Genomic DNA, 13,283 nt, shown 5'->3' on the forward strand with positions numbered 1-13,283 from the left:
ATCCTCCTGCCACCAAGGGGCCGCCGTCGTGCTTAGACTATCGCCCCCTGCCGCCGCGCGGCGTCAGAGTCTTAGGTCCCCCGTGCCGGCAACGGCGCACCCGGTGGAGCGCCAGCCAGAGCGAGGCACGGGCCAGTTTGGCACCCGGGAGCCAACGTCAGTCGTGCAGGGTTATGGTCCCGGTTGTCCCGTTCACCGTGACCAGGGCACCGTCTCGGATGATCTGCGTGGCGTTGCCGGTGGCGACGACGGCGGGGATCCGCTGTTCGCGGGCGATGATCGCCGGGTGGGACAGGGCTCCGCCGGCGTCTGTCACCACGGCGCCGATGGTTGCGAAAACCGTGGACCAGGAGGACCGCGTGGTGGGGCACACGAGCACGTCGCCCGGCTGGATCCGCGAGAACTGCCGTTCGTTGGCGATGATCCGCGCCGCGCCAGTGTACGTCCCGGACGACGCCGGAGTGCCCCGTAGGATGCCCTGCTCCGCCGTCTGCATCTGTGAGCTGCCCGCCGGTGCGACGATCCGCTCGCCGGCGCGCATCATCAGCTCCATCATTTCGCGCACATCGGCAGGCAGCCACTTAGTGGACGGGGGCGGCGGCGGGGGCGTGCCGTAACTCGGCGGTCCGGGATGGGCCAGGATCCACGCACGTTCACCGCGCCTGCGCCTGACCGTAGGCCGAAGGTCCCCCGACGCGCCGTTCAACCACCCCTGGACTTCGTCCGCAGTGCAGTAAAAGACGTCATCAAGCGCCGTGATCGCACGTGCCTGCCGCATCCTGCGGCCCGCTTCAAGGACCGCATACCGGACCAGCGCCAGCGGGGAATCCATCGTGTAAAAGACGTTGGACTCCCTGAGCGGGTAGGCACGCAGGGCCCGGTCAAGCAGCGTGTTGAACTTTTCCAGCGATTCTCCGCTGAGCCGGCTTCGTGCTTTTGCCGCGGTCTCGTCGCGCAGCCGGCGCTGCCCGGCCGCCGGGTCGTCCCGGCTGGAGGCCTCCAAGGCCTCGAGCTGCGCGGCGATGAGCCCCGGGTTTTCTCCAAAGGTCGGTTCGGCAAGCTCGGTGGAGAGAACCCGGGCACCATAGACCCGCCGGTACTCGTCCAATGCCTGCACTTTCGACGCCGGATCGAGCCTTTGGTCGGCGAGCCTGCGAAGCTCCCTGGCGGGCTCGGAGGACATTTCGGAGGTGCCGGCCAGGAGGTTCAGCACCTCGGGGTAGTCCCACCCCAGGTGCTCCCGGCAGAACAGCTCAAGCCGCGTCGTCTCCAGGAAGTGCGGCATTGCCCCGAGGAAGTGCAGCGGCATCGTTTCCGCCAACAGCTCCCGGACTGCGTCCAGGTGGGAGGCGAGCTGTCCGCTGGTGAGGCTGCCGAGGTCTTTGTCCCTGAGGCTCTCGATCCGCGCGCGCAGCCGGTCCAGATGCCGGTTGTTCCAGTCGTCCACCAGGCGCATCGACAGGTCTTCTTCGCGCTGCTTCCGGGCGGCGCGGATGCGGCGCCGCCCCTCAGGCATCAGGCGCAACATCAGCGCCAGCGCCCAGCCCGGCACGGGCGGTGCCTTGTCGCTTTTGGGCTCCATTCCAAGCGGGAGCATTCCCATGTACGTCCAGCCGCCGATATCACGGAAGTCGAACTGCGCGATCAGCCCGAAACTCTGCGCCATGAGCTGCATACTCGGCGCGATGTCCAGGATCGAGTCCGACAACGGTGTCGACGGCGCGGCCGCATGCGCGGATTCGCGTTCCCAGTACCCGCGCGGCACGATGACCGGCACCGGCACCGGTTCCACCAGGGTGGTGATGGGCCGGGCCTGCAGCAGGTACAGGTGCCCGCCGGCGAGCGCCCATTCGATGTCCTGGGGAACGCCTTCGGCTGCCTCCACCTCCCGGGCGAGCCCGGCGATGCGCCGGGCATCATCCGCGGTGATCGCGTGGGTGGCATCGTCGCTGGTGTGGTCGTCGCTGGAGGCAGTTCCGTCGGCTTGCACGGTCCATGACTGCGGCGTGAGCTCGCCGGAGACCAGCCGGTCACCGAGCCCGGGGACGGCGTTCACCACCGCCTCATCCCTGGCACCGCTGACGGGGTTGGCGCTGAACGCCACCCCGGCGGCGTCCGCGTGGACGAGCTCCTGGATGAGAACACCCATGGGCGCGCCGTCCGCCGAGCCCAGCACCTCCTGGACGGCCGCGGCCAGCGCTTCCCTGCCGCGTACGCCGAGAACAGTTGTGTACTTTCCGGCCGACGACTCCTCTGCGGTGTCTTCCTCGCTGGAGGACGAGCGGACGGCGAGGTCGACGTCGCCGAGAGTGTCGCGGACAGACCTGTCCGCCAGCTCAAGGTCTTCCGTGGTCAATCCCGTGCCGTCCGCGGCAAGGACAATCCCGGCGGGGACGGTGAAGTCCCCGGTCCTCGCCAGACGGGCAAGCGCAGCCGCCTTCCGCCCCCACAGGGCCGGGTCGGCAGGCTCGAGAGTGTGCAGTGCGCCGATGGTCCGCATGGTCCTGAACCCTTCCTGCAAAGGGAGGGCTCCGCTGACCTCCCACCGGACCAGAATGCCATGCAACGGGGTCCGTTTTGTAGGGTCCGTGGGCGCGCAACTGCCGTGGGCCTTTGCGGCCGCCGCCGAAGCCCGGAGCCGACGCTGCCGGGGCGGGCCATTCGGCCCTAGAGCCGGCCGGCAACCCGGGGAAGGCTTAATAACGAGGCGCAGCGGGTGTATGCCCGCGGGCCCTGCGCCAGACCCTTGCCGGACCGCGGGCACTGAGGACAACCCGAAATGTCACTCCTCAAGCGCCGGCTCCCGCACCGTATGCAGGCCGTGCCGCAACCCGGCCAGCACGGTGACGCCATCCGCAAAGCCCTGCTCGCTGCGGGGCTGCTCTCGTCACTGCTCTATGTGGTTGCCACGGACGTTGTGGCGGCTTCCAGATGGGACGGGTACCGCCGCGCCGAGCAAATGGTGAGCGAGCTGTTCGCCGTCGGCTCCCCGGGCCGGGAGGTCCTGCTCCCCTTCACGTGGCTCTACACCGTGCTGTTCACTGCCTTCGGGGTGGGGGTCTGGATCTCGGTGCGCGGCAACCGGGCCCTGCGGATCGGCGGCGGACTGCTCACGGCCTACGGGCTGTGGAACGTCATGGGCGGCCTTTACCCGCTGACGCTGGGCGACGAGGCCTCCATCCCCATGCATATCGTCGCCACGAACGTCCAGCTCGCCCTCATGGTCGCCGCGATGTGCTTCGTGGCCGCGGGCTTCCACGGCCGCATGCGCTGGTACTCGATCGCGTCGCTGGCTGCGTCGGCGGTGCTGGGCGTGGTCGCGTTTATGGCCGCTCCAGGGCCGAACCTGGTGCTGGGCATCAGCGAGCGCATCAGCATCGGCACGTTCCTGCTCTGGGTGGCGATCCTCGCCGTCGTGCTCTGGAAGAGTCCGGTGGGCGGCCCCGCAAACGCGGGCGCGCACCCACAGAACACTACTTAAGCTTGGGGATCAGCACCGGGGTGTTCGTCTTGTAGGCCTCGTAATCGGCCTGCCCGCCCCACTTCCGTTCGGCCTTTTTCTCCAGCATGGGGATGCCGCTGGCCTTGGTGAGCAGCAGCGCCACGAACACCGGCGAAATCAGGGCCACCCACTGCCACCCCTGCAGCACCGGGATGGCGATCAGGAGCACGCCGATCCAGAGCACAATCTCGCCGAAGTAGTTGGGGTGGCGGGACCTGGCCCAGAGGCCTGTGGAGATGAACCTGCCCTCGTTGGCCGGGTCCGCCTTGAACCGGCCCTTCTGGTTGTCCGCCACAACCTCGATGCCGAAGCCGACAGCCCACACCACAACACCGGCCAGCGCCCACCAGTCCAGGGCCACGCGGGTGGAGCTGGTGATGGCGATCCATGCCGCGGCCGCGGTGAGGACCACCCAGAGCCCCTGCACGGTCCAGGTGTTCAGGAAGCGGACGAACGAGGGCTTGATCTCGTCGAAGCGGTCGTCCTTGCCGTGCCTGCTGACCCGGCGGAACAGGAAGGTCCCCAACCGGCCCGCCCATACCGCAACCATCGCGGCGAGCAGCCAGGCCCGCGCATCCATGTCCGGGCTGAGCAGCACCAGGAACAAGGTGATGCTGATATAGGTCAGGGCGCCGGTTAAGTCGTAGTACTTCTCGGTCTGCGCCTTCCAGGCATGGATGAACACCAGCCACTGGATCAGGAAGGCGGCGGCAACGGCAAGGCCGAACAGCGGCCAGCCGCCCACGGCGGCACCGTCCTGGCTGCCGGCCACAGCCACCAGCGCCCCGATGACCACCACCACGGGCAGGATGATGAGCGCCTTGCGGTCCGATTCCTTCATCACAGCTTCCTTCCAACCTTATGTAGCAACAAAACTAGACAGCCACTCAACTAGTCAGCCTATTATTCAATCGCTTTTGAACATCAAACATATGTGAGTACTGTGGATACATGCAAACGCAAGAAGGAGGGGTCCACGGGACGGCACCTGTCCACCCGGCAGCGTTCACGCTGCAGGCCATGTACACCCTCGCCAATGAAACCGAACGTGAGGTGGCCCGACGGCTCGGCCTGAACCTCACTGATTACCGCGCCCTGTCCGCGCTCGCACAGTCCGCCCCGGTCACCGTGGGCACGCTCGCCGCGGAACTGGGTGCCACCGCCGCCACCACCACGGCCATCATCAGCCGGCTGGAAGCGCAAGGCTACGCGGCCCGGAACCGGGGCGACGGTGACCGGCGCCAGGTCCACGTCAGCATCACCCCCGCAGCCACCGCCCGGATCACGGACCTCACCCGGCCGCTTATGACTGCCACAAACAGCTACCTCACCGCACTGCCCCCGGCGCACCAGGCCGTCGTCGGGGATTTCCTCGAAGCCATGCTGCTCCAGATGCAGGACCACCTTCACACCCTTTCGCAGAGAGATGCCCGTTGAAAGAGTTCACCTCCCCGCCGCTGGTTTCCACCGCCGGCCACCGAAACGCCACGGAGCTGCTGATGCACCGGTTCCGGACCAGCCCGGAGCATGTTGCCTTCGAGGTGCGGGCCCCCGATGCGGCCATCACCGACCCGTGGCGGCAGGTGACCACCCGGCAGTTCGTGGACGAGGTGCGGGCGTTGGCCAAAGGCTTCATCGCCGCGGGCCTGCAGCCCGGGGACTCGCTGGCCATCATGTCCCCCACGCGCTACGAATGGGCGCTGGCAGACATGGCAGCGTGGTTCGCCGCCGCCGTCGTGGTTCCGATCTACGAAACCTCCGCTGCACCCCAGGTGAACGCGATCCTGGCCGACGCCGGGGCGCGGCTGGCCGTGGCCGGCACCGCCCCGCAAGCCGCGCTGCTCGAGCCGGGGCTTGCCGCCGCGGAGACTCCAGGCCTGGGGGTCTGGACCATGGACGCCCGCCCGGGAGCGGATCTGGCCGCCCTGGTGCTGCTCGGCGCCGGCGTTCCGGACAGTGCCGTGGAGGACCGGCGCCTGCTCGCGGACCTCGATGCGGTGGCCACCATCGTCTACACTTCCGGCACCACCGCCGCGCCCAAGGGTGCCCTGATCACGCACGGCAACTTCGTGGGGCAGGTCCTGAACGTGGCCGCCGCGTACACGGATGTGGTGCGTGAGGGCGGCAACACCATCATCTTCCTGCCCATGGCGCACGTGCTGGCGCGCGGCCTGCAGCTGATCTGCCTGGCCAACGGGATGCGCATCGCGCACCTGTCCGATCCCCGGGACGTGGTGCCCGCGCTCGGCGCGCTCAAGCCCACCTTCCTGGTGGTGGTTCCGCGCGTGCTGCAGAAAATCCAGGCGTCCGCCGCCGCTGCCGCCGCGTCCAAAAAGCTGGGCCGGGTCTGGGCTGTGGCGCAGCGCACCGCCGGGGAGTGGGGCCGGTTTCAGGAAGCGTACGACGCCGATCCAACCGTCCGTGCCCCGCTCGGCCTGCGTGCCCGGCGGGCGCTGTTCGACCGCCTGTTCCACGCCCGTCTCCGGACGCTGGTGGGCGGCCGGCTGGGCTACCTGCTCTCCGGCGCCGCGGCGCTGGACGCCGAGCTGTCCCTCTTCTTCCGCGGCCTGGGCCTGCCGGTCATCGAGGGCTACGGCCTGACCGAAACCACGGCTCCGCTGACCGGGAACCTGCCCGGAGCCATCAGCGCCGGGTCGGTGGGCGTCCCCATGCCCGGCACCACGGTGCGCATCTCGGACCAGGGCGAGGTGCTGGCCCGCGGCGTTGGCGTGTTCGCCGGCTACCGGCGCGCGTCGGACAATGCGGAAGCCTTCACGGACGGGTTCTTCCGCACGGGCGACCTCGGCTCGATGGATGACCAGGGCCGCCTCACGCTGCAGGGCCGGATCAAGGACGTCATTGTCACCGCCGGCGGAAAGACCATCTCCCCCGCCATCTGGGAAGGCTACGTGGAGGGAGATCCCCTGGTGGCCCACGCCGTGATGGTGGGTGAAGGCAAGCCGTACCTGGGCGGGCTGGTGCTGCTGGACCCGGAGTCCGTGGCGGCCTGGGCCGAGCGTGAGGGCATCGCGGATCTCGCCGGCCTGCGCATCCCGGACGACGGCGGCGCGGTGCAGATCGAGGACGCCCGGCTCCTCGGCGCCATCGGCAAGGCCGTCAGTGCCGCCAACGCGAAGATCGCGCGGTCCGAGCAGGTGCGCAGGTTTGTGCTGCTGCTGGCCGATCTCAGCGAGACCAACGGCAACGTCACCCCCACCATGAAGCTCAAGCGCGGCGCCTTCACCGAACGGGCTCGGCACATCGTGGACAACCTGTACGCCGACCAAAGGACCCAGGCATGAACCCCGCACTGAAACGCTGGCTGCTCTCCTATGCCGTCACCGCCGTGATCTTCGCTGTCCTGGACCTCGTCTGGATCAGCTTCGTGGCGAGCAACCTCTACCAGAGCCAGATCGGCCACCTGATCGCCGCCAGCCCCAACGCCGCAGGTGCCGCTGCGTTCTACCTGATCTTCGTGGCCGGGATGGTGCACTACGGCGTGCGGCCCAACGACGCCGGGGCAACGCTGCGGCAGCGCGTCACGGGGGCGGCCCTGTTCGGCTTCTTCACCTACGCCACGTGGGCCCTGACGGCGTTCGCTGTGCTCAAGGGTTTCCCCGCCGTGGTGGCCGTGACGGACATCCTCTGGGGTGCCGGGGCCTGCGCCCTGGTCACCTGGCTGACGGTCACAGCCCTGCGGCGGGTGCTGGTGAAGCGGGACGCGCGGTGAACAACGCCCTGCCCGCCGCCGCGGTTATTGCCGCCCTGCTGCTCACGGGGTGCGCGTCGTCATCGGCCGGGACTGCCCCGGACGGCCCAACTGCGCCTTCGGCTCCCACAGGGACAACAGCGCCAAGCCAGACCGCTGCGGCGCCCGAATCGCTGCCTGCGTCCGCAATCGATCCCGACAGGACCGCGGACTTCACAACGGCGAACGCCAACGCGACCTGGGTGAAGCAGATCAGGTCCGCCACGGAAAGCGAACCCGGCAGAATGACCATCGGGACCAGCCTTGTTGACCCTCGCGGTGCCGACGGCAGCGAACCTGCCAGGACGGCGATCGCCATCTGCGAGGCCGCCGTCGCCATCTTCGGTCCAAGCTATGTGGCCGTGATGGAGGACGACGGGACGCATTTCGTCCTGTTCGGCCACCCGTCCATGCCCAAGGGCGAATGCGCCGAGGTCTGATGCCTGCCGGAAGGATTTGCCTGATGTTCAACCAGCACAAGCAGTTCCGCAGGCCAGACGGCACCCTCTCGGCGGATAGACTTCCCGGGATTTCCAGCTCAGGGGGTGGCGGGGGGGATCTCCAGGGCACGGCTGCATCTCCTTGACGCTCGGCCCGCCATAAAGCAGGATCGACCCCGATGAGCCGACAGAACCGGAGGACAGATGATGACCGACTACCCGACGCAGGACCGTAGCTTCACGTTAACCCGGGTCATTGCCGCATCCCGGCACGCCGTATTCACTGCATGGACTGACCCTGAACACCTCGCCTGGTTCTACAACCCGGACATGCCCACACCCGCCACGCCTATTGAGGTGGACCTCCGCGTTGGGGGAACGTGGAAACAGCAGATGGTGGTCAATGAGGACCTTAGCTACCCCACAGGCGGGATCTACTTGGAGATCGTTCCCGACGAACGGCTCGTCTTCCGGTGGGGAGCAGCAGGCGGCTGGCCGGAGCTCGACGGCGGGAACGAGCTGGGCGCCCCTGTTGTCACGGTGCAGCTCAACGGCGCCGGCAGCGAAACGGAACTCGTCCTCACTGTCCGGTTCGCTGCGCACCTCGACATCAACGAGGTGCAAAAGCTCATCCGGGAAGGCACCCAAGAGGGCTGGGCTGCCACCATCGACCGGGTCAAGGACAGCACCGCCATAACCCCCGTGACCAGCGGACGCATGGCGGGGCCCCGTGTCTATCTCTCTTTCCCGGGAACGGCGCGCGAAGCGCTGACCTTCTACTCGGATGTCTTCGGCGGCGAGCTGTCCCTCTACACGTATGAGGACTTCGGCAGGAGCGACGGCGACCCCACTGCCATAGCCCATGGAACGCTCGACGGCGTGGTGGCCCTGGCAGGATCGGATGCAGCCGAAGGCCAGTCAACGGTCCGGCTCGAGGGCATCATGCTTTCGCTGCTGGGAACCGCTGAGCCGGCGGTCCTCCACGAGTGGTTCGACAAACTCTCCGTTGACGGGTCGGTGCTCGATCCGCTCTCCCCCAAGCCGTGGGGCGCCTCCGACGGTCAGGTCATTGACCGTCATGGGCTTCACTGGCTTGTCGGATACGAGCCTGCCGCGTGAGCGGATTTCAGTTGGAACCGCGCACGCGTTCAGTTCCCGGGCGGTTACTGCCCGGGTGGTTATTGCCCGGGTGCGCGGTATGACGGGGTCTTCTTGGCCGCCTCGTCAATGTCCTCCGGTGTCATGAGCGGCTTCAAGCGCACGTCCACGGAGCCGCTGGAATTGATCATCAGCGAAAGGGCCGCAGCGTCCGTCTGGTCCGGCACCTCAAACACGCCCAGGACATCGACGTCCCCGAACGCGTAGTAAAAGCACTCCAAAGTTCCCCCGACGGAGCGGAGCGCCTCCGTCAGCGCCTCACGACGCTTGGTGCCGCCCTCACGCATGAGCCCCTTGATTCCCTCGCCCACATAATTGGCTTCAAACAGATACTTGGTCATGGTCTTTCCTGTCCCGTAATGTCCAGGACGCGGCATCCCAGCATGTGCCCGGCACCCCGTGAGGGAGGGTCCTGGCCGGTCCCCGGCGTGGGGCCGTGGCCATAGCGTAGGCCCACCTGAACGTGGTGACAAGACGTTCCACAAAGTGCTGCCCGCCCTGCCTTCGCGGACTTCCAGGGGCCGCCGTCGCGGGAAATTCCGGCGGGTAGGCCCCTACTTATCGCACCCGATGCCATCGCCGTCCCGGTCGAGGTGCTTCCCGTAGCCGGGTGTACCGGCGTAAATGGGCGCAGCGCCTGCGGCCCGCACGGCTGTGCAATTCGCGTAAGAGGCGGCGGCCGGTGCCTGGACGGCCGGTGCAGGGGCGGGTGCAGGTGCCGGAGCGACGGGTGCCGGCTTCGCCGCCTGTGCCGCTGCCTCGGCTGCCTTTTGGGCGGCAGCCTGCTCGGCAGCCAGCTGCGCGGCGGCCTGATCTGCTGCCGCCTTGTCCGCCGCGGCTTTCTCCGCCGCAATCTTGTCTGCTGCGGCCTTCTCGGCAGCAACCGCCTCTGCTGCCGCCGTGTCGGCGGCGGCCTTTTCCGCCTCAAGCTTTTCGAGGGACGTGACGCCGAGGTTCACGGTGGAGCCCTTGGCGGCCTGTGAGCCGTCCGCGGGGTCCTGGGTCATGACCTGCCAGTTCTTCTTTGACATGATCGTATTGCCGTCGACGATGTCCTCGGCCTTGACCTCGAACCCAAGATCTTTGAGCTGATCCGTCGCTTTGTCCAACGCCAGGCCCACCACGCTTGGCACAGCGACGGCATCTGCCACAACCGCAGCAGCGGCAGTCGGCTGCTGCGCCTCCTTCGTGCCACCGCAACCCGTGAGCATAAGCCCGGTGAGTACAACCAGTGCGAGTGTCTTTTTCATTTTTCCCCCTTGGAAAGTCTGTAACGAGTGATGGAAGAGAGTCAGCTTTCGCAGGCCACGCCGTCGGCGTCGCGGTCCAGGGCCGCGCGGTAACCGGCCTGACCGGCAAGAATCGGTGCCGCCCCTGCGGCCTTCGCTGCGGCGCAGTTGGCGTAGTAAGCGGCGGCCGGCGCTGCAGGGGCCGGTGCCGGTATGGCCGGAGCGGGAGCAGCAGGGGCGGGTACCACAGGCACGGGTGCAGGAGCGGGAACGGGCGCCACCGGAGCGGGTGCCACCTGGGCGGGTGCCACGGCCGGGGCAGGCGCGGGCGCCGCGACAACAGGCGCCTGCGCATTAGTCGGTGCCAGCTGGCCGGCGCAGTCGGCGAGGATCCTGGCCATCGCATCGTGCTCTGCCTGGGTGACCCACAGGCTGTACGTTGCCTTCACCGATATCTGCCGGGCCACGTATTCGCACCGGAAGCCTTTGTTCGGCGGCAACCACGTGGCGGCGTCGCCGTCGCCCTTTTTTATGTTGGTGGGGCCGTCCGTCGACTGCAGGTTCAGCGGGTCGTTGGCGAACGCTGTCCGCTGTTCCGCGGTCAGCTGCTGCGCGCCTTTCTGCCAGGCGTCGCTGAGGGCAACAACGTGGTCGATCTGGACGGCACTGCTGGTGGCACTCCCCCGCAGGAAGCTGATAGTGGTGCCCGTGTAAGGGTCCGCCAGGGTGCCGGACTGGACCTTGCAGGGCACGCTGTTGGTGTACTCGATTGCCGTCAGGTCGCGCTTGAGCATGTCATTCCGGGTGTCGCAGCCGTTGCGGTCCACGTCCATCCACGCCTGCCCGAACAGCGCCCGGTCATATCCGGTCTTCGGCGCCCGGCCCTTGATGGGCAGGGTGGCCAGCAGGTCGATCGCCTTCGTGGCGTACGCCGGCTGCGTCTTCGGTGCCTCGGCGCTGGTGCCGTTCGCCAGGGCGTAAGCCGTGTCGGGATCGAGCGGAGCACCCGTCGCCTGCGCCGTGGGAGCGGACGACGGCGTCGGCGAACCTTCCGGAGAGGGGCTCGCCGTGGCGGTCGCCGGGGCAGCGTTCCAGTCCGAGGAGGCTGCCTCCAGTTCGTTCGCACCCGTCCGCGGCAGGGCGGCGGCACCGCCGATGAAAAGGGCAAAAGAGACTGCCAGCGCAATGGCTCCGGCCCGGCGTTTGGCCGGGAGCCCCGCCCAGGAGCGGCGTCCGGTGGCCAGAACGTAGAGGCCGGTGAGGGCGGCCGCGACGGCCAGGAAAACGAGTGCGCCGCCAACCCCGCCCGTGACCCCACCGATGATCATAAACAGGGCTGTGATGCCGCCAACGATAAGTGTTGAAGCCCGAGGCCTGCGGGGCGGCTTCGGGCCGGGCACAGGGGCAGGAGGTGCTGACCCGAAGAGGGTCTGATAGTTCGACATTGCTTTTCCCCAATAGGCAGGGCTCAACGCTGAGCCCGACCTTTTCTATTGAAAGTTCACGTAAATGCCGAGCCTAATTCCCAGGACGCCCGGGAAACCGAAATTGGGGTGAATCTCTGACAACCTTGATGGAGACTTGAGCCGATCTTGACCGGAGAACGACTCCTATCGCATATTCGGAGCCGCTGCAGTACGTTGGGCGTACACCGTACGAACAGGGTGCTCTGGGCACTGTTATTCCGGCCGCCAGTTTCGGCATTCACCTGTTGCCTCCGCAGGAACATATGAACACATGAACCAGAGAAGCGGGCCCATGACATCAGCAACACTTCCCCGCCCCCGTCCACACCCGCGGTTCCGGTGGCTGGTGCCCGCCGCACTGATCTTCCTCAGCCTCATACCGCTGATCGCCGGGACAGTGCGCCTGACAGAGCTGACGGGAGGCCACATCACCCCGGAGAACGTGCGGTTCTTCGACTCGCCGGCCCCAGTGCTGATTCATATTCCCACCGTCACCGTGTACCTGGTGCTGGGCGCGTTCCAATTCGTCCCCTCACTCCGGCGGGGCAAACCCGGCAGGGCCAGCTGGCACAAAATGGCTGGCCGCCTCCTTGTTCCCACCGGCCTGCTGGCTGCCCTGTCGGGCTTGTGGATGGCGGTCTTTTATGATTTGCCGCCCCTCGACGGGACGCTCCTGCTGATCTTCCGGCTTGCCTTCGGCTCTGCCATGGTGGTGTTCATCGTCCTCGGGTTCCTCGCGGTGCGGCGCCGGAATTATGTACGGCACAGCGAGTGGATGTCCCGCGCCTATGCCATCGGCATTGCCCAGGGAACCATTGCCGTGGTCACCATCCCGTGGATCGTCCTGGTGGGGCCCGTCACCGAACTGAGCCGTGCCCTGCTGATCGGGGCTTCCTGGGTCCTCAGTCTGGCGGTGGCCGAGTTCTTCATCTATCGGCGGGCCCGCGGAGCTGCCCAGCACTCGGCACCGCGAGTCCGGACAGCGCCGCCCTCAGGCCTCTGAATCCTTTGCCCGCTCCAAACCATCAAGCACCAGGTCCAGCCCGAAGGCGAATTCATCCGCATAGCTGTAACCCGGCTGGAGGACATGTTTGGCCATGAGTTCATGGAGATAGGGGTATTCGCCGGGCGGCAATTGAGCGAGCATGACGTTGGCCATGGCCGCCGCCTCTTCCCCCGAGTCGAAGGGGAGTGCCTTTTCCTGCTTGGCATAGCCATAAACGTAGCTGTCCAGCGCGGCGAAGGCGTGTGCCGTCATGGCCAGGGAAAACCCCCCGTTCCGGAATGTACCGAGCACCCTGTCGTGGTGCCGCAGCGTGCCCGGCCCGGCTTGGGTGGCTGAGTCCATCATCCCGTTGGCCCACGGGTGGCGCAGGAGTACTGCCCGCACCGATACGGACCGCTTGCGCACGGCGGTCTTCCAGTCGTCGTCATGGGACGGCAGCTCGATCTCGCCGTAGAGGGCATCAATCATCCCGTTGAACAGGTCCTCCTTGTTAGAGACATGGTTGTAGAGCGACATCGCTTCTACACCCAGCTCCTCTCCCAGCCGGCGCATCGAGAGTTTATCGATCCCTCCTTCGTCCGCCAGCCTGATGGCAGTTTCAAGCACCCGGTCCCTGCTGAGCCGGGCGCGGCCTTCAGTCCGCTGACTCTTCTTGGCTGGCATTTCCCCCTCTTCCGTTTGGCTCCATTGACTTACCTTACACCGTAGGCGTAGCTTACTTACATCATAAGCTT

General features: G+C 67.1%; 13 protein-coding genes and 1 pseudogene. 8 read left to right on the forward strand and 6 right to left on the reverse strand.

The genetic code is table 11. The features are described from left to right. Nucleotides 1-157: 157 nt before the first annotated feature. Entirely contained in the window at nt 158-2,500 is a 2,343-nt protein-coding gene (locus tag GUV69_RS09770) for a PEP/pyruvate-binding domain-containing protein (RefSeq protein WP_164201869.1), read from the reverse strand. A 279-nt stretch (nt 2,501-2,779) separates the two neighbouring features. On the opposite strand from GUV69_RS09770, the gene GUV69_RS09775 reads away from it, so the two are divergent. Beyond that, nucleotides 2,780-3,481 (forward strand): DUF998 domain-containing protein, encoded by a 702-nt coding sequence (locus GUV69_RS09775; RefSeq protein ID WP_164201871.1) that lies wholly within the window; start codon nt 2,780-2,782, stop codon nt 3,479-3,481. Here GUV69_RS09775 and GUV69_RS09780 read toward each other — a convergent pair. After that, a complete protein-coding gene (locus GUV69_RS09780) occupies nt 3,474-4,343 on the reverse strand; it encodes a DUF1295 domain-containing protein (RefSeq protein ID WP_164201873.1) in 870 nt (289 codons plus the stop codon). The genes GUV69_RS09775 and GUV69_RS09780 overlap by 8 nt on opposite strands. A 110-nt stretch (nt 4,344-4,453) precedes the next feature. Here GUV69_RS09780 and GUV69_RS09785 point away from each other — a divergent pair, with 110 nt between their 5' ends. The 6 genes and pseudogenes from GUV69_RS09785 (at nt 4,454) to GUV69_RS23235 (ending at nt 8,809) form a co-directional block, all read left to right on the forward strand. Beyond that, nucleotides 4,454-4,939, forward strand: a complete 486-nt coding sequence (locus GUV69_RS09785; protein WP_164201875.1) for a MarR family winged helix-turn-helix transcriptional regulator — start codon at nt 4,454-4,456, stop codon at nt 4,937-4,939. Further along, nucleotides 4,936-6,804, forward strand: coding sequence for an AMP-dependent synthetase/ligase (locus GUV69_RS09790; protein ID WP_164201877.1), 1,869 nt, complete (start codon nt 4,936-4,938; stop codon nt 6,802-6,804). Before GUV69_RS09785 ends, GUV69_RS09790 begins: the two co-directional genes overlap by 4 nt. After that, nucleotides 6,801-7,232, forward strand: a complete 432-nt coding sequence (locus GUV69_RS09795) for a DUF2177 family protein (RefSeq protein ID WP_164201878.1) — start codon at nt 6,801-6,803, stop codon at nt 7,230-7,232. Before GUV69_RS09790 ends, GUV69_RS09795 begins: the two co-directional genes overlap by 4 nt. Beyond that, nucleotides 7,229-7,690: a hypothetical protein gene (locus GUV69_RS09800; protein ID WP_164201880.1), complete on the forward strand. Its 462-nt coding sequence runs from the start codon at nt 7,229-7,231 to the stop codon at nt 7,688-7,690. Before GUV69_RS09795 ends, GUV69_RS09800 begins: the two co-directional genes overlap by 4 nt. Nucleotides 7,691-7,897: 207 nt before the next feature. Beyond that, a pseudogene (locus GUV69_RS23230) lies at nt 7,898-8,359 on the forward strand (SRPBCC family protein); the annotation flags it as partial. A gap of 48 nt (nt 8,360-8,407) precedes the next feature. Continuing rightward, a complete protein-coding gene (locus GUV69_RS23235) occupies nt 8,408-8,809 on the forward strand; it encodes a VOC family protein (protein ID WP_223883949.1) in 402 nt (133 codons plus the stop codon). A gap of 59 nt (nt 8,810-8,868) precedes the next feature. Here GUV69_RS23235 and GUV69_RS09810 read toward each other — a convergent pair whose 3' ends face one another. From GUV69_RS09810 to GUV69_RS09820, 3 genes are all read right to left on the reverse strand, one after another. After that, nucleotides 8,869-9,189, reverse strand: a complete 321-nt coding sequence (locus GUV69_RS09810; protein ID WP_164201884.1) for a GYD domain-containing protein — start codon at nt 9,187-9,189, stop codon at nt 8,869-8,871. Between the two features lie 213 nt (nt 9,190-9,402). Beyond that, nucleotides 9,403-10,098 (reverse strand): excalibur calcium-binding domain-containing protein, encoded by a 696-nt coding sequence (locus GUV69_RS09815; RefSeq protein ID WP_164201887.1) that lies wholly within the window; start codon nt 10,096-10,098, stop codon nt 9,403-9,405. A gap of 41 nt (nt 10,099-10,139) precedes the next feature. Beyond that, entirely contained in the window at nt 10,140-11,405 is a 1,266-nt protein-coding gene (locus tag GUV69_RS09820) for a GmrSD restriction endonuclease domain-containing protein (RefSeq protein WP_244292681.1), read from the reverse strand. A gap of 430 nt (nt 11,406-11,835) precedes the next feature. Here GUV69_RS09820 and GUV69_RS09825 point away from each other — a divergent pair, with 430 nt between their 5' ends. Beyond that, on the forward strand, nt 11,836-12,546 hold the full coding sequence (locus tag GUV69_RS09825) for a DUF2306 domain-containing protein (RefSeq protein ID WP_164201891.1): 711 nt from the start codon (nt 11,836-11,838) through the stop codon (nt 12,544-12,546). Here the strand turns inward: GUV69_RS09825 and GUV69_RS09830 are convergent. Then, nucleotides 12,535-13,212, reverse strand: a complete 678-nt coding sequence (locus tag GUV69_RS09830; RefSeq protein ID WP_164201893.1) for a TetR/AcrR family transcriptional regulator — start codon at nt 13,210-13,212, stop codon at nt 12,535-12,537. The genes GUV69_RS09825 and GUV69_RS09830 overlap by 12 nt on opposite strands. Nucleotides 13,213-13,283 lie beyond the last annotated feature (71 nt).

The sequence above is a fragment of the [Micrococcus luteus] ATCC 49442 genome (assembly GCF_010367585.1).
Lineage (GTDB): Bacteria > Actinomycetota > Actinomycetes > Actinomycetales > Micrococcaceae > Arthrobacter > Arthrobacter luteus_A.

What these genes read in the sequence shown, in the direction of transcription:
- GUV69_RS09775 (WP_164201871.1), top strand. Translation starts at nt 2,780, where the DNA reads ATGTCACTCCTCAAGCGCCGGCTCCCGCACCGTATGCAGGCCGTGCCG.
- GUV69_RS09795 (WP_164201878.1), top strand. Translation starts at nt 6,801, where the DNA reads ATGAACCCCGCACTGAAACGCTGGCTGCTCTCCTATGCCGTCACCGCC.
- GUV69_RS09815 (WP_164201887.1), bottom strand. Translation starts at nt 10,098, where the DNA reads ATGAAAAAGACACTCGCACTGGTTGTACTCACCGGGCTTATGCTCACG.
- GUV69_RS09785 (WP_164201875.1), top strand. Translation starts at nt 4,454, where the DNA reads ATGCAAACGCAAGAAGGAGGGGTCCACGGGACGGCACCTGTCCACCCG.
- GUV69_RS09780 (WP_164201873.1), bottom strand. Translation starts at nt 4,343, where the DNA reads ATGAAGGAATCGGACCGCAAGGCGCTCATCATCCTGCCCGTGGTGGTG.
- GUV69_RS09830 (WP_164201893.1), bottom strand. Translation starts at nt 13,212, where the DNA reads ATGCCAGCCAAGAAGAGTCAGCGGACTGAAGGCCGCGCCCGGCTCAGC.
- GUV69_RS09820 (WP_244292681.1), bottom strand. Translation starts at nt 11,405, where the DNA reads ATGATCATCGGTGGGGTCACGGGCGGGGTTGGCGGCGCACTCGTTTTC.
- GUV69_RS09810 (WP_164201884.1), bottom strand. Translation starts at nt 9,189, where the DNA reads ATGACCAAGTATCTGTTTGAAGCCAATTATGTGGGCGAGGGAATCAAG.
- GUV69_RS23235 (WP_223883949.1), top strand. Translation starts at nt 8,408, where the DNA reads ATGGCGGGGCCCCGTGTCTATCTCTCTTTCCCGGGAACGGCGCGCGAA.
- GUV69_RS09825 (WP_164201891.1), top strand. Translation starts at nt 11,836, where the DNA reads ATGACATCAGCAACACTTCCCCGCCCCCGTCCACACCCGCGGTTCCGG.
- GUV69_RS09770 (WP_164201869.1), bottom strand. Translation starts at nt 2,500, where the DNA reads ATGCGGACCATCGGCGCACTGCACACTCTCGAGCCTGCCGACCCGGCC.